The sequence below is a fragment of the Streptomyces sp. NPDC059247 genome (assembly GCF_042754005.1).
Lineage (GTDB): Bacteria > Actinomycetota > Actinomycetes > Streptomycetales > Streptomycetaceae > Streptomyces.
In genome coordinates, this window is sequence record NZ_JBHYZW010000005.1 from 81,740 (window position 1) to 96,815 (window position 15,076).

A 15,076-nucleotide genomic window follows, 5' to 3' on the forward strand; every position below is an offset into this window, starting at 1 on the left:
GACCCGTAGCGCGAGAGTGGTCCCGTTCCGCCCGACCGGCCCCGCCCGACCGGCCCGGTCCGCACGGTGGACACCACGTCGGTCCCGCCGCCCGAAGGGCGCGCGCCCGCACGGGCACCGCTCCTCCCCGCTCCCCTCCTCCCCGTTCCGTTACACGCCTGAAGTGATCTCCTGATCCGCCCGACACCCGACCGAGACGGGCCGGACGGGAAGCGTGGTCAGGATCGGGGCGGACGGGGGCGGCCGGACGCCGGCCTCGCGCAAGCCCGCCGGGGCGATGCCCGGCGGCAGACGAAAGCGGGTTCACCCTTGCGCAAGTCAATGAGCCGCCGGACGGTCGCGGCCCTCGCGGGGACCGGCGCGTTCGGGATCCTGGGCACGGTCGCTCCCTCCGCCTCGGCGATCGTCGGCGGCGCCCCGGTCGCGGACGGCGCGCGGCCCTATGTCGTACAGATCGAGCAGCAGGAAGCCGACGGCACCTGGTCGCACTTCTGCGGCGGGGCACTGATCGACAGCCGGGTCGTGGCCACGGCGGCGCACTGCTCGATGTGGGCCCAGCAGGGCAAGGTCAAGATCCGGCTCGTGCTGGGGCGGTCCGACTCCGCCTCGTCGGCGGGGACCGTGCTGACCGACGAGCGCTTCACCGTCTACAGCCACCCCGAGTTCTCGACCGCGACCAACTCGGACCTGGGGCTGATCGTGCTCGACCGGCCCGTGCGGCAGACCGCCGCGGTCCTTCCCCCGATGAACGCCGAGCCGCGACCCGGCCGGGTGCTGCGGGCCGCGGGCTGGGGGCGCACCGATCTCGGGGACCCCGCCAAGCCCTCGCGCCTGCGCGAAGCCGCGCTTCTCGTGAAGAAGTTCGACGACGAGGGCGGCATCTGGGACAAGAAGTTCCTCTGCGCGGGCACGGACACGGTCCGGGTCGGGCCCGGTGACAGCGGGGGCCCGCTGTTCGCCCCGAACGCGTCCGGCAGGGCCGTCGTCTACGGCGTCGTGACCGGGGAGACGAACACCTGCACCGGGCTCTTCACCAATCTGACCGACCCGGCGCTCTGGAAGCCGTTCCGCGCGCCGCTCGCCTCCCACGGGCTCTCCCGGGTGATCCCGGCCGAGGGCCGCCCCGCCGACGCGGCCTGACCCCGTCCCGCGCGCCGGGGGCCTCAGCCGAGGTCGAGGCCTCCGGTGCGGGTCCGCTTGAGCTCGAAGAGGTCGGGATGGCGGGCGAGGACGCGGAACCCGTCGAAGAGTTCGGCGGCTGCCTCGCCGCGCGGGACGGCCCGCAGGACCGGTCCGAACCAGACGGTGCCGTCGACGTGGAGGGTCGGGGTGCCGACGTAGGCGCCGCTCTCCGGCTCCTTGCCCGCGTCATGGCTGCGGCGGACGGCCTCGTCGTACGCCGGGTCGTGGGCGGCGGCGGCCAGTTCGACGGGCAGGCCGAGTTCGGCGAGGGACTCGGCGACGACGGCGTCGAAGTCGTCCCGCTTCCGCTCGTGGATGCGGGTGCCGTACGCGGTGTAGAGCGGGCGCAGGACGTCCTCGCCGTGCCGCGCGGCGGCGGCCACGGCGACCCGGACGGGCCCCACGGAGGCGTCGACGAGGGTGCGGTACCAGTCGGGCAGGGTGTTGCCCTCGTTGTGGAGGTGGAGGCTCATGACCTTGAAGCGGAGGTCGATGTCCCGGAGCCGCTCGACCTCCAGGATCCAGCGGGAGGTGATCCAGGCGAAGGGGCAGGCGGGGTCGAAGTAGAAGTCGACGACGGGCCGGGTCCCACCGGGAGCGGCGGCCCCGGCTTCTCCGGTGGCCCCTGCTTTCTCAGTGGCCCCGGTCTCCCCGATGGCCCCGGCCTCCTCGGCGCTCCCGATGGCCTCTGTGGTCCTGGTGGCACCAGCGGCACCAGCGGCACCGACAGCCTTGATGGTCTCTGTGATCCCCGTAGTCGTCATACGGCGAATCTAGCCACCAAGTGGCCTGCCGCTCTGGTCCAATCGGGCACGGCCGGAGTGGGCCACTTCTCCCGGCCCGCCGTCACTTCCCGCCGTCACTTCCCGCCGTCACCCCTCGCCCGCCGTTCCCACCCTCACTCCCCGCCGGTCATCTCCACCAGCTTGCGGACCGTGTTCCAGTTGCGGCCGGTGACGACCAGGCCCTTGACGACCGAGGCGCGGGAGACCGCCTCGCCGAGCTTGGAGTTGCCCAGGCCCTCGGGGGCGTAGAGGTAGAGGACGCGGTCGCCGAGGGCGAACGCCTCGGGGAGGTGGGCCTCCCGGTCGATCCCGGCGAAGCGTCCGGGGTCGGCGGACTCGGAGAGGTAGAGGGCGTGGAGCTGCTTGCCCTCCAGTTCGGCGGCGGGGAAGGGGCAGGCGGCGGCGACCGCCGCCAGATAGGCGCCGTCGCGGACGAGGCAGTCGACGCGGAAGCCGAACCGGCGCTCGACCGCGTCCTCGATCTCCGAGGCGAGCGCCTCGTCGGAGACGGCGGGGACACCGGCACCACCACCGGCACCACTGGCACCACTGGCACCAGCACCACCGGCATCGGCACCGGTGGTGAAGACCGCGTTCCCGCTCTGCAGATACGTGCGGACGTCCCGGTGGCCGAGCCCTTCGAGGCAGGACCTGAGGTCCGCCATGGGGACCTTGCGGCGACCGCTCACGTTGATGCCGCGGAGCAGGAGCGCGTATGTCTGCGTCATGGGGTCAGCGTAGGACGGTCACCGCGCCTCGTGGGGGGTGGCGCGGTGACCGGTCCGAACACTGTCCGATCGAGGGGAGCCGGGAGAAGAGCCGTCACCCATCTGTGACTTATTCAACAAGGTTTCGTAAGGTCGGAACCAGGTGGAACCATGCTTTTCCTTGCCGTAACGGGTGGGCCTCAGGGGCTCGTGGTGCGGGTGGGAGAATTCGGCTCGATCGCACAGATGAGGGAGAAGGTCGATGGACGAGGCGCGGGCGCGGGAGATCCTGGCCGGGGCGGGGCTGCCGGTCGCGGAGGCGCGGCTGCTGGCCCTCGGTGAGAACGCGGTCTTCGCGGTGGGGGATCTCGCCGTGAAGGTCGGCCGGGACCCCGAGGTGTTCGAGCGGGCGGAGCGCGAGCTGGCGCTCGCCGCCTGGCTGGCCGAGGCGGACGTTCCCGCCGTGCGCGCGGCGGAGGACGCGCCCCGCCGGGTGGACGGGTGTCCGGTCACCCTCTGGCACCGGCTGCCCGAGAGCGTCCGGCCCGCCGAGCCGCGCGATCTGGCCTCGCTCCTGAGGCTGGTGCACGCGCTGCCGGAGCCGACCGGCTTCACGCTGCCCCGGCGGGAGCTGCTGGGCGGGGTCGAGCGGTGGCTGCGGCTCGCGGGGGACGCGATCGACCCGGCGGACGCCGCTTTCCTGCGCGAGCGGCGCGACGCGTTCGCGCCGACGGCCGCCGCGCTGACCCCCCGGCTGACGCCGGGTCCGATCCACGGCGACGCCCTCCCCCGCAATGTGCACATCGGCCCCGACGGTCCCGTCCTGGTGGACCTGGAGACCTTCTCGTCCGATCTGCGCGAGCACGATCTGGTGGTGCTCGCGCTCTCCCGGGACCGGTACGGCCTGGACCAGGCGGCGTACGAGGCCTTCACGGAGGCGTACGGCTGGGACGTGCGGGAGTGGGAGGGGTGCGCGGTGCTGCGCGGGGCGCGGGAGACCGCGAGCTGCGCGTGGGTGGCGCAGCACGCGCCGACGAACCCGAAGGCCCTCGCCGAGTTCGAGCGGCGGGTGGCCTCGCTGCGGAACGGCGATCCCGAGGTGCGCTGGTATCCGTTCTGACATCATGGTCCGGTCGAACCGGGCCGATCTACAGGGGTGTTGGGGATGAACGTGGAACTGTCCGAGGTGACGCTCGACGTCGAGGTGAGCGGAGAGGGTCCGGCCGTGCTCCTGGTGCACGGTTTCCCCGACAGTCACCGGCTCTGGCGTCATCAGGTCCCGGCGCTGAACGCGGCGGGCTTCACGACGGTCGCCCCCACCCTGCGCGGTTTCGGGGCCTCGTCCCGTCCGGCGGGCGGACCGGAGGCGTACGACCCGGCGAAGCACGTGGGTGACCTGCTGGAGCTGCTGGCCCGGCTGGAGCTCGACCGGGTGCATCTGGTGGGGCACGACTGGGGTTCGGGGATCGTCCAGGGCCTGGCGCAGTTCGTGCCGGACCGGGTGGCGAGCGCGACCCTGATGTCGGTGGGCAGCATCGCCGCGATCCTGCGGGCGGGGTGGGAGCAGCGGCAGCGCCTGTGGCACGTCACGATGTTCCAGCACGAGGGGCTCGCGGAGGAGTGGCTCTCCCGCGACGGCCACGCGAACCTGCGGGAGATGCTCGGTGACCACCCGGACGCGGCGGAGGTCCTGGAGCCCCTGCGCGCTCCGGGCGGGCTGACCGCCGCGCTCGGCATCTACCGGGCGGGGCTGCCGGTCGAGCTCCAGTTGGGTCCCGTCCCGGAGCCGCCCCCGCTGACCGTCCCGGTGATGGGCGTCTGCTCCACCGGCGACCGCTATCTCGGTGAGCGGCAGATGGCGGACACCGGCGCGTACGTCTCCGGCTCCTGGCGGTTCGAGCGGGTCGAGGACGCCGGGCACTGGTTCCAGCTGGACCAGCCGGAGAGGGTCAACCAGCTGCTGCTCTCCTTCTTGAAGGAGAACGCCTGAGGGTTGTCGTCCCCCGTGCCCGGGTGGGGGCCCCATGGGCCCGGCGGGGTGTTCCGCTAGCCGACGGCCAGGGCGAGCGGGGTGCGCAGGGGCCAGGTCGGGTCCACGACGGCGTCCGGGTCGCCCTTGCCGCGCAGGAAGTCCTGGAAGTTCTCGGCCCAGGCGCGGTACCAGCCGATCTGGCTCTCGTGGAGTTCGGCCGGGTCGAGTGCGGCGACCCGGTGGTGCCGCTCGGCTATCGCGACGGCGACCCGGACGGCGGCGAGCGCGTCGGCCGCGGCCTCGTGGGCGGCTTCGAGGACCACCCCGTACTCCCCGCAGACCGCCGCCAGGGTGCGCTTGCCGCGCCGGTAGCGGTCGACGGCCCGGTCGATGGTGTAGGGGTCGACGACGGGTCCGACGGGGACGCCGCCGATGCGCTCGCTCAGGGAGGGCAGTCCGTGGCGGCGCAGCTCGGCGGAGAGCAGCGTCAGGTCGAAGGAGGCGTTGTACGCCACGACCGGGACGCCGTCCTCCCAGTAGGCGGCGAGGGTCGCCGCGATCTCGTCGGCGACCTCGCGGACCGGGCGGCCCTCGGCGGTGGCGCGCTCGGTGCTGATGCCGTGGATCGCGGCGGCCTGCTCCGGGATGCGGACGCCCGGGTCGGCGAGCCAGTCCCGGCGGCGGACGACGTGTCCCGCTCCGTCGACCTCGACGATCGAGGCCGTCACGATGCGGGCCTCCAGTGGATCGGTGCCGGTCGTCTCCAGGTCGAAACCGGCCAGTGGTTCCCCATGCCAAGCCATCGGGTCCTCCTCGTCTGATCTCCCCCGTGGTGCTGACCACCCTCGCACGCGGCACTGACAACGCCGTCGGTCGGCCCCCGAAGGGCCCCCGCGGTGGGTCAGGAGACCGGTCGTGAGTCGAGCCAGACGGACTCGAACTCCTCCCGGTAGGTCTCGAAGAGCCCGTGGTCGCCGTCGCGGGCGCCCTGGCCGTGCCGGACCACGTTCCGGCCGCCGCGCAGGACGAGGACGGGTGCCTCCATGCCCCGGGCGCGGCGCAGATAGGACTGGACGACGCCGACGCCGTCCGGTCCGTCGCCGTCCACCAGATAGGCGGTGAAGCGGGGGGTCTCGTCGAAGACGTGGATCTGGAAGGCGCCGGGGTCGCGGAGCTTGGAGCGGACCCGGCGCATGTGCAGGATGTTCATCTCGACCGAGCGGCTGAGTTCGCCCTTCTTCAGTCCCAGCTCGCGTTCGCGCCGCTTCACGGCGCTGCTGGCGGGGTTGAGGAAGAGGAGCCGGGTGCGGCAGCCGGACTCGGCGAGCCGGACCATGCGGCGGCCGGAGAAGTTCTGCACGAGCAGGTTCAGGCCTATGCCGGTGGCGTCGAGGCGGCGGGCCCCGCCGAAGAGGTCCTCGGCGGGCAGTTGCCGCTGGAGCCGGACCCGGTCGGGGTGGACGGAGACGACGTCCGCGTACCGGTCGCCGACGAGGTCCTCGACCGCGTCGACGGGCAGCCGGTCGGCGGAGGGCACCGCGGCGCCGCTGCCGAGGATCTCCAGGATGCGGGCGGAGGCCCGTTCGGACTGGGCGAGGACGGTCAGGGAGAGGGCCCGGTTGCGGGAGACGACGTTCCGGGTGACCTCCAGTTCGTCCAGGGCCAGCTCGACCTCGCGCCGGTCGTCGAAGTAGGGCTCGAAGCAGGGCCAGTGCTGGACCATCAGCTCGCGCAGCTGGGGCAGAGTGAGGAAGCTGAGGACGTTGTCGTCGGCCGGGTCGAGGAGGTAGCCCTTGCGGCGGGAGACCTCACGGACGGCGACGGCCCGCTGGACCCACTCCTGGCCGGCGGGACCGGCGGCGGCCACCACCCACTCCTCGCCGTGCACGGGTTCGTACACGGGCCGCAGGACGGCGGCGACCACGGCGCGGAGCCGCTGTTCGACCAGGTTCAGCCAGATGTAGGCGCGTCCGGCGCGCTGGGCGCGGGTGCGGACCTCGCTCCACGCCTCGGCGCCCCAGTCGAGTTCGGCCCCTATCTCCACGGGCCGGACGACGGTGACCGTGCCGGGTGGCACGCCCGGCGGCGTGACCGCGCCGGGCGTCGCCTCCGCGGGCCCGGCCGGGCCCCCGTCGTGACCCTCGTCACCTGGGGGCAGCTCCAGACCTCCCGAGCTCACCCGCGCACCGCCTTCTGCTCCTGGACGCCCGTGTCGACCGGTCCGACAACGATCAAGGAAGGGTACTCCGGGAGCGGGAGGCGGTGCAGCAGGATCGTCAGGCTGCTTCGTCAACTACCGAGATCGGGCTGTCCGTTCTGGGAGGCGAGTTCGGACGGAGTGAGCGGATTCATAGCGGTGACGTCACGGGGGGCCAGCTGGAAGCCCTGCCAGTGGACCGGCATGGGCTGCTGGTCCTCGTCCCGGGCGATGTGGTGGAACCCTATGTTGACCCAGACGGACGGTTTGGTCAGAGTCTCACCATTGACCCATTTGTCCACGCTGTCACCGGCATTGGCGCCGCAGTTGCCGATGTTGTTGCTGGCGAACTTCTCGCAGGCGCGGGCCTGGGTGAAGTAGATGTCGTGCTTGGTGAAGCCGCGTCCGGCGTGGGTGTCGCTGTGGCCGGGCACGATCTCGTAGGAGCGGGCGTGGCCGTCGGCGTTCTTGCCGGTGCCGCTGACCACCCGCCACCAGCGCATGTTCTTGGCGTCCCCGGCGAGTTCCTTGGTGACGACGCTGCGCTGGGTCTTCACGGTGGGGCCGCCGCCGCCCGCCGCGGGGGCGGTGACGGTGGAGTCGAACTGTTCGATGCGGTCCTTGGTGGAGCCGTCGAGGCCGAAGTCGAGCTTCCAGAAGACGTTGTGGGCGTGGCTGGTGGCGTAGCCGCGGGCGCCCTTGCCGAGGGGCCAGCTCCGGCCGTCGGTGGCGTTGTAGTCGACCGGGGAGAGGCTGCCGGTGGCTCCGACGTTGGCCCCTATGGTGCCGTCGGCGGAGAAGCGCCACTCGGTGATGTACTCGTACCAGCCGACCTTGTTCACGGTGTAGACCAGCAGGTCCTTGGCCTGGGCCTGGTAGACCTTGTTGCCGGTGTCGCTGGCCATGCGGTAGGCGTGGCCGCGGGCCCGGGTCGTGGTGCACAGGGCCTTGGTCTCGCCGATCTCGGGGACCTTGACCGTGGTGATGGTGCCGCCGGGACACTCGGCGGGCTTGAGGCCCTGCAGTCCCCAGCCGAATCCGGCGCCGGTCAGGTCGTCGTACTCGGAGACGCCGTCGTCGTACGGGACGTGGATCTGCGCGAGCCGGGCGCTCTTGAGGACCTTGATGGGCGCGGTGGCGCCGGGCGGCTGGAAGGTGATGTTGTCGAGGGTGAGCCCGGCGTCGGTGTCGTAGCGCCAGCACATGCGCCAGGTGGTGCCGCCGTCGAGCTTCTGGGTGATGCGGTAGGCGGCGGAGCAGTCGGCGGCCGGCGGGGCGGGCGAGCGGGTCGGCGCCGGGGGGCGGGGGGCGGCGGTGGCCCCGGTCGCGGGGGCGGCGGCGGCCGTGGCGGTGCCGAGCAGGGCGGCCGCGGTCAACAGGGCTCCCCGGCGGGTACGCCGGTGTGACTGATGGGACATGGGAACGTACTCCTCGGTACGGAGATGCGGCGGGCGGTGGTCAGCCGACGCGGGTGACGGTCCTCGCCGAGAGGTCGACGATGAGGTTGCGGGTGTCGATCCAGGCCCCGTTGAGGACCTTGGTGACGAGCCGGACGCAGCGGTGCTTCCCGCAGTCGGCGAGCGCCTCGGGGACGTTCGCCTCGCGGTAGGGGCGGTAGACGTCGCCGTTGAACCACAGCTGGGTGGTGGAGGTCAGCTGCTTGCCCGTGGCGTCCTTGTAGTCCTCCTTGACGCCCTTGCCGAGCGGGCTGGCGAGGATCAGCTCCAGCGCCTTGCGGAGTTCCTCGGGGTGGGCGGAGGGCTGGACCCCGCGCTGGGCCGCGGAGCGTTCGACCTTGCCGGTGTCGAGGTTGACGGTCCGGGTGATCAGCTCGTCCCGCGCGTAGTCGTAGAGGCGGACCTCGGCGCGGCGGGTCGGGTCGTCGGCCAGCGGATCGGAGAGGTCGGTGCCGAGGTGCTGGGGCCCCCGCCCGCCCACGACGTCCTGCTGTGCGGCGGCGCCGGGCTGGGCGAGCGCCAGGGCCTCGGCGCGGGCCAGTTCGTCGTCGGTGAGCGGATCGCTGCCGATGCCCCGGGCGCCCTCGACGGCGGCGGGGACGACGGTGGCGGGCGCGGGCGCGCCGCCCCCGCCCGCGGCCCCTTCGCCGCCCTGCTGTCCCGTGCCGGACGCTCCGGCGGTGTCGGACGCTCCGGCCGTTCCGGCCGCCGGTCCCCGGGCGCCGGGCGTGTCGTCGGCTCCCGCCGATCCGGGCAGGCTGATCGCGACCGCGACGGCGGTTCCCGTCACCGCCATGGCCGCTCCGGCCACCACCTTCCCCAAGTGGCGGCGCGCTATTTCGTACACACTTCCCCCTCGTTCCCCCTCTTGTTCTGCGGTCACCCGGTAGGACGAGGTGAAGTCCTAGGAGGTTGCGCCTCTTTCGGGCAGGATGCGGCCGAAGAGCAACCCCAGAACCCGGACAGAAGAGGAATTTTCATACTCATGCAGGTCTGGCCGGGACAGGCGTACCCCCTGGGCGCCACCTATGACGGAGCGGGCACCAATTTCGCGGTCTTCTCGGAGACCGCGCACCGGATCGAGCTGTGCCTGATCGACGACGACGGCGCGGAGACGTCGGTCGAACTGCGCGAGACCGACGCGTTCGTGCGGCACGCCTATCTGCCGGGCGTGATGCCGGGACAGCGGTACGGGTTCCGGGTGCACGGCCCGTACGCGCCGGAGCGCGGGCTGCGCTGCAACGCGGCGAAGCTGCTCCTCGACCCGTACGCGCGGGCGATGTCGGGGCGGATCGAGTGGGGCGAGGCGGTGTACGGCTATCCCTTCGGACGGCCGGACGCGCGCAACGACCTGGACTCCGCCGGGCACACGATGACCTCGGTCGTGGTCAATCCGTACTTCGACTGGGGCGACGACCGGCGACCGCGCACCGAGTACCACCGCACGGTGATCTACGAGGCCCATGTGAAGGGCCTGACGATGCTGCACCCGGACCTGCCGGAGGAGCTGCGCGGGACGTACGCGGGACTCGCGCACCCGGCGGTGATCGGACATCTGAAGGAACTGGGCGTCACCGCGCTCGAACTGATGCCCGTTCACCAGTTCGTGAACGACCACCGGCTGGTGGACGCGGGGCTCTCCAACTACTGGGGCTACAACACGATCGGCTTCTTCGCCCCGCACAACGCCTACGCGTCCTGGGGCGACCGGGGCCAGCAGGTCCTGGAGTTCAAGTCGGCGGTGCGGGCACTGCACCAGGCGGGCATCGAGGTCATCCTCGACGTGGTCTACAACCACACCGCCGAGGGCAACCACCTGGGCCCGACGCTCTCCTTCCGGGGCCTGGACAACCCCTCGTACTACCGGCTCGGCGACGACCCCCGGACCTACACCGACACCACGGGCACCGGGAACTCGCTGCTCATGCGCTCCCCGCACGTACTCCAGATGATCATGGACAGTCTGCGGTACTGGGTGACCGAGATGCACGTGGACGGCTTCCGCTTCGACCTGGCCGCCACCCTGGCCCGCCAGTTCCACGAGGTGGACCGGCTGTCGTCCTTCTTCGACCTGGTGCAGCAGGACCCCGTGGTGAGCCAGGTGAAGCTGATCGCCGAACCGTGGGACGTCGGCGAGGGCGGCTACCAGGTCGGCAACTTCCCGCCGCTGTGGACCGAGTGGAACGGCAAGTACCGGGACTGCGTGCGGGACCTGTGGCGCGGCGAACCCCGCACCCTCGCCGAGTTCGCCTCCCGGCTGACCGGCTCCTCCGACCTCTACCAGGGCGACGGGCGACGGCCGCTCGCCTCCGTCAACTTCGTGACCTGCCACGACGGCTTCACCCTGCGGGACCTCGTCTCGTACGACGAGAAGCACAACGAGGCCAACGGCGAGGGCAACCGGGACGGCGAGAGCCACAACCGGTCGTGGAACTGCGGGGTGGAGGGCGACAGCGGGGACGTCGGGATCGTCGAGCTGCGCGCCCGCCAGTCCCGCAACTTCCTCGCCACCCTGATGCTGTCGCAGGGCGTCCCGATGCTCAGCCACGGCGACGAGTTCGGCCGCACCCAGGGCGGCAACAACAACGCCTACTGCCAGGACAACGAGGTGTCCTGGGTGCGCTGGCCCAAGGAGAACAGCGAGGCGGAGGCGACCCTGCTCCGCTTCACCCGCGCGATGGTACGGCTCCGCAGGGAGCACCCGGTGTTCCGGCGCCGCCGCTTCTTCCACGGACGGCCCGTCGAGGGCACCCACGACGAGCTGACCGACATCGCCTGGTTCACGCCCGAGGGCGAGGAGATGACGTCCCGCGACTGGCAGGCGGCGCACGCGCGGGCGCTGACCGTCTTCCTCAACGGCAACGCCATCTCGGAGCCCGGCCCGCAGGGCGAGCGGATCGCCGACGACTCCTTCCTGCTGATGTTCAACGCCTCCTCGCAGGAGCTGGACTTCGTCGTCCCGGACGGCCACGGGGCCTGCTGGCGGACGGTCGTGGACACCTCCGACCCGGAGGGGATGCCGCCCGGGGAGGGCCCGGAGCTGGCGGGCGGCGAACGGATGACGCTCGCGCCGCTCAGCCTGAGCGTCCTGCGCCGCCCCGTCTGACGGCGGGCCCCGCCGGGGCGGACGGTACGGGCCGGATCCGCACCGCCCAGGACAGCGCCGCGCAGGCCACGGCCGCGCCCACCGCCACCGCGAACGCGGCGGGCGCGCCGTGACGCTCGGCGAGCCGCCCGGAGAACGCCAGGGCGAGCGCCTGACCGGCCACGACGCCGCTGGTGAGGAAGGCCATGGACTCGGCGAGCCGGGTCGCGGGGACGGTCCGCTCGGTGAGCCCGAAGACGGTGATCAGATGCGGGGCGTAGGCGGCGCCGAGGACCGTCACCACCGCGTACAGACCGCCGAGGGAGCCGGTCCACGGCAGCGGCAGGGAGAGCACGACGAGCCCGGCGGTCGCCGCGCGCCAGCGGGCCGTCAGACCGATCCGGGCGGGCAGGGCCGCCAGGGAGAGCCCGACGACGGCGCTCATCACCCCCGTCGCCGCGTACACGAGCCCCGCCTGCGCGGGGACGCCGAGGTCCTCGGTGAGGGCGGTGATCCCCGCCTGGGAGGCGCCGAACATGGCCCCTTGGAGGAGCATCGCCCCGCGCAGCGCGTACGCGGCCCCCGCGAGCCTGGTCCGTCCGGCGGAGCCCTCGCGGGTGGACACCGGACCCGGCGCGGTGGCGGCGGCCGAGGGGGGCAGGGCGAAGGCCGTGCCGAAGACGGCGAGGAGCAGCGCCGCGAGGAGGAGGGCGGCGGCCGGGTGCGCGACGGCGGCGGCGACCCCGACGAACGCCGGTCCGAGGACGAAGGACACCTCGTCGAGGGTGCCCTCGAAGGAGAGCACCGTGCCGACGAGCCGCTCGTCGGCGCCGGACCGGCGGGCGAGCGCCACCGAACGGGTCCGGGCGAGCGGACCGGCCTGCGGCACCGACGCCCCCGCGAGGACCGCCACCGCCGCCAGCGGGCCGGTGGGAACGCGGGCGAGCGCGGCGAGGACCAGCCAGGTGACGGCGAGCGCGTTGACGGCGGAGGCGGCGAGGAGGACCCCGCGCTGTCCGTGCCGGTCGGCGAGCCGTCCGACGACCGGCCCCGCGACGGTCTGCCCGGCCGTGAGCGCCCCGCCCACCAGGCCCGCCGTGCCGAGCGAGCCGCTGGTCTCCGCCACCAGGAGCAGGGTGCCGAGCTGGCACATGGCGGTGGGCAGCCGGGCGAGGAAGGAGACGACGGGGAGGCCGGGGCCGAGCAGCGCGAAGGTGTCGCGGTAGGTCCGGAACATCGGGCGAACCTCACGCGATGCACTCGAACGGGTGCATGGGCCGATGACACAGAAGCCTCCCGGCCGGGTACGTACGTTCGCATGACCTCCCTCACGGCCGGTTCCGCGTCCGCCCGTCCCGTCCCGCCCACCGCCACCTACCGGCTCCAGCTCCGGCCGGAGTTCCCGTTCGCGGCGGCCGGACGGGCCGTGCCGCACCTGGCCGGGCTCGGCATCTCGCATCTGCACCTCTCCCCCGTCCTGGAGGCGGTCCCCGGCTCGGCCCACGGGTACGACGTCACCGACCACCGGTCCGTCCGGGCCGAACTGGGCGGCGAGGAGGGCCTGCGGGACCTCGCCGCGACCGCGCGGGCGCACGGCCTCGGCCTCGTCCTCGATCTGGTGCCCAACCACATGGCGGCCTCGCCCCGCCACAACCACGCGCTGCGCGCGCTGCTCAGGGACGGCCCCGGGTCGCCGTACGCCCGCTGGTTCGACATCGACCGCTCGGCCGGGGACGGGCGGCTGCTGCTTCCGGTGCTGCCCGCGCGCCTCCCCGAGGTCAGGGACCGGCTGCGGGTCGGCGACGGGGTGCTGCGCCTGGACGACCAGGAGTTCCCGCTGCGGCCCGGCACCGAGGGGCTGCCGCTGGACGCGCTCCTGGACGCCCAGTGGTACCGGCTCGGCTGGTGGCGGCTGGCCCGGACCGAGCTGAACTACCGGCGCTTCTTCACCGTCTCCGAGCTGATCGGGGTCCGGATGGAGGACCCGGAGGTGTTCGCGGCCACCCACGCGAAGATCGTCGAGCTGGTCCGGGACGGGGTCGTGGAGGGCCTGCGGGTCGACCATCCGGACGGGCTCGCCGACCCGCAGGGCTATCTGGAGGACCTGGCGGCGGCGACCGGCGGGCGGTGCTGGACCGTGGTCGAGAAGATCCTCACCGGGTCCGAGCGGCTGTCCGCCGCCTGGCCGGTCGCGGGGACCACCGGCTACGACGCCCTGCGCCGCCTCGACGGGGTGTTCACCGACCCGGTGGGCGCCCGGCGGCTGACCGATCTCTACCGGGAGTTCACCGGACAGCGCGCGGACGCGGGCGGTCGCTGGGAACCCACGGAGGAACGCGCCGCCCACGAGGTGGCCGGGCACGACCTGGCCGCCGAGACGGCCGTCCTCACCCGGCTCGCGGGCCGGATCTGCGCCGCCGACCCTGCCCTGCGGGACCACGCGCCCTGGGCGCTGCGCACCGCCGTCCGCGAACTCCTCGTCCGGGTACCGGTCTACCGCGCCTACCGGACCGGCGGCGAGGAGGTCCTGACCCCGGCGGCGGCGCGCGCCGCGAAGGCCGTGTTCACCGTGCCGGAGGAGGCGACGGCGGTGGACGTCGTCCGGGGACTGGCGCTCGGCGCGCTGGGCGAGGGACCCGAACACCGGGCGTTCCGGGCCCGGTTCGCGCAGACGTCGTCGGCGCTGCGGGCCAAGTCCGTGGAGGACACCGCGTTCTACCGGTACGTCCCGCTGCTCTCGGCCAACGAGGTCGGCGGCGAGGCGGGCGCCCCGGCGGTGCCGGTGGACGAGTTCCACGCGTACTGCCTGCGGATCTCCCGCGACTGGCCCGGCACCGGGACCGTGCTGTCCACCCACGACACCAAGCGCAGCGCCGACGTCCGGGCCGGGATCGCGGTCCTCTCCCAGTGCCCCGAGGTGTGGGCGGAGCTGCTCGCCGGGGTCGCCGGGGTGCCCGCCCCGGACCCGCACGTGGCCTGGTCCGCGTGGCAGACCGCCTTCGGCTTCGGCACGCCCGACCCGGACCGGCTCGTCCCCGCCGTCCTCAAGTCCGTACGGGAGGCGGGGCTGCGGACCAGCTGGACCGAGCCGGACACGGAGTACGAGCGGGCGGTGGCCGCGTTCGCGGCGGCGGGACCCGGCCGGGTCCCGCTGCGGGGGGCCTCGGCGGCGGCCCTCGCCCTGGAGCCGCACATCCGGGCGCACGCGCTCGGCGCGCTCCTCGCGCAACTGACGATGCCGGGGGTGCCGGAGCTGTACCAGAACACGGAACGGGCCTACCGGGCGCTGGTGGACCCCGACAACCGGGGCCTGTTCGAGACCGGTCCCGACGACGACCGGACGGCCCTGGTCCGCGCGGCGCTGCGGCTGCGGCGGGAACGCCCGGCGGCCTTCGGCGCGGTCGGGTCGTACGCGCCGCTGGCCGCCGAGGGCCCCGCCGCCCGCCACTGCCTGGCCTTCGCCCGCTCCGGCGAGGTGGTCACGGCCGTCACCCGTCTCTCGCTGCGCCTCGCGGAGGCGGGCGGCTGGCAGGACACCGGGCTCGTGCTGCCGGACGGACGGTGGGCCGATGTCCTGGACGGGGAAAGGGAGTTCGGGGGCGGTCCGGCGCAGGGAGTGCGTCTCGCGGAGCTGTTCGCACGGCGGCCGGTGGCGCTGCTGACGCGGGTGGGGAGCTGAGGGAGGGCGGCC

General features: G+C 73.4%; 12 protein-coding genes. 5 read left to right on the top strand and 7 right to left on the bottom strand.

Annotation, left to right across the window (positions count from 1 at the left end; all coding sequences use genetic code 11):
• Nucleotides 1-321: 321 nt before the first annotated feature.
• Nucleotides 322-1,140: a S1 family peptidase gene (locus ACFXGN_RS12340; protein WP_384857047.1), complete on the top strand. Its 819-nt coding sequence runs from the start codon at nt 322-324 to the stop codon at nt 1,138-1,140.
• Between the two features lie 23 nt (nt 1,141-1,163).
• Here ACFXGN_RS12340 and ACFXGN_RS12345 read toward each other — a convergent pair whose 3' ends face one another.
• Both ACFXGN_RS12345 and ACFXGN_RS12350 read right to left on the bottom strand, forming a co-directional pair.
• Complete coding sequence (locus ACFXGN_RS12345) at nt 1,164-1,838, bottom strand: DsbA family protein (protein ID WP_384857727.1); 675 nt, start codon at nt 1,836-1,838, stop codon at nt 1,164-1,166.
• A gap of 242 nt (nt 1,839-2,080) precedes the next feature.
• Nucleotides 2,081-2,695 carry a DUF1697 domain-containing protein gene (locus tag ACFXGN_RS12350; RefSeq protein ID WP_384857050.1) on the bottom strand — a complete coding sequence of 205 codons (615 nt, stop codon included), beginning with the start codon at nt 2,693-2,695 and terminating at the stop codon, nt 2,081-2,083.
• Nucleotides 2,696-2,936: 241 nt separating this feature from the next.
• On the opposite strand from ACFXGN_RS12350, the gene ACFXGN_RS12355 reads away from it, so the two are divergent.
• Together ACFXGN_RS12355 and ACFXGN_RS12360 are read left to right on the top strand one after the other, a co-directional pair.
• A complete protein-coding gene (locus tag ACFXGN_RS12355) occupies nt 2,937-3,794 on the top strand; it encodes a phosphotransferase (RefSeq protein ID WP_384857053.1) in 858 nt (285 codons plus the stop codon).
• A 45-nt stretch (nt 3,795-3,839) separates the two neighbouring features.
• Nucleotides 3,840-4,664 carry an alpha/beta fold hydrolase gene (locus ACFXGN_RS12360; RefSeq protein WP_384857056.1) on the top strand — a complete coding sequence of 275 codons (825 nt, stop codon included), beginning with the start codon at nt 3,840-3,842 and terminating at the stop codon, nt 4,662-4,664.
• A gap of 56 nt (nt 4,665-4,720) precedes the next feature.
• On the opposite strand, the gene ACFXGN_RS12365 is transcribed toward ACFXGN_RS12360, so the two are convergent.
• The 4 genes from ACFXGN_RS12365 to ACFXGN_RS12380 all read right to left on the bottom strand — a co-directional run bounded on the left by ACFXGN_RS12365 (nt 4,721) and on the right by ACFXGN_RS12380 (nt 9,147).
• On the bottom strand, nt 4,721-5,449 hold the full coding sequence (locus ACFXGN_RS12365) for a 3'-5' exonuclease (protein ID WP_384857059.1): 729 nt from the start codon (nt 5,447-5,449) through the stop codon (nt 4,721-4,723).
• 98 nt (nt 5,450-5,547) lie between these two features.
• Complete coding sequence (locus ACFXGN_RS12370) at nt 5,548-6,825, bottom strand: SAV2148 family HEPN domain-containing protein (RefSeq protein WP_384857061.1); 1,278 nt, start codon at nt 6,823-6,825, stop codon at nt 5,548-5,550.
• Nucleotides 6,826-6,935: 110 nt separating this feature from the next.
• The gene (locus ACFXGN_RS12375; protein WP_384857063.1) at nt 6,936-8,261 is read right to left on the bottom strand and encodes a copper amine oxidase; all 1,326 of its coding nucleotides are present in this window, start codon (nt 8,259-8,261) and stop codon (nt 6,936-6,938) included.
• Nucleotides 8,262-8,301: 40 nt separating this feature from the next.
• The gene (locus ACFXGN_RS12380) at nt 8,302-9,147 is read right to left on the bottom strand and encodes a Tat pathway signal sequence domain protein (protein ID WP_384857066.1); all 846 of its coding nucleotides are present in this window, start codon (nt 9,145-9,147) and stop codon (nt 8,302-8,304) included.
• 138 nt (nt 9,148-9,285) lie between these two features.
• Here ACFXGN_RS12380 and glgX point away from each other — a divergent pair, with 138 nt between their 5' ends.
• Nucleotides 9,286-11,406: a glycogen debranching protein GlgX gene (glgX, locus tag ACFXGN_RS12385; protein ID WP_384857069.1), complete on the top strand. Its 2,121-nt coding sequence runs from the start codon at nt 9,286-9,288 to the stop codon at nt 11,404-11,406.
• Here the strand turns inward: glgX and ACFXGN_RS12390 are convergent.
• Nucleotides 11,375-12,622, bottom strand: a complete 1,248-nt coding sequence (locus tag ACFXGN_RS12390; RefSeq protein ID WP_384857072.1) for an MFS transporter — start codon at nt 12,620-12,622, stop codon at nt 11,375-11,377. The genes glgX and ACFXGN_RS12390 overlap by 32 nt on opposite strands.
• An 81-nt stretch (nt 12,623-12,703) precedes the next feature.
• Between ACFXGN_RS12390 and treY the strand changes: the two genes are divergently transcribed.
• A complete protein-coding gene (gene treY / locus ACFXGN_RS12395) occupies nt 12,704-15,064 on the top strand; it encodes a malto-oligosyltrehalose synthase (protein ID WP_384857075.1) in 2,361 nt (786 codons plus the stop codon).
• The last annotated feature ends 12 nt before the right edge of the window (nt 15,065-15,076 follow it).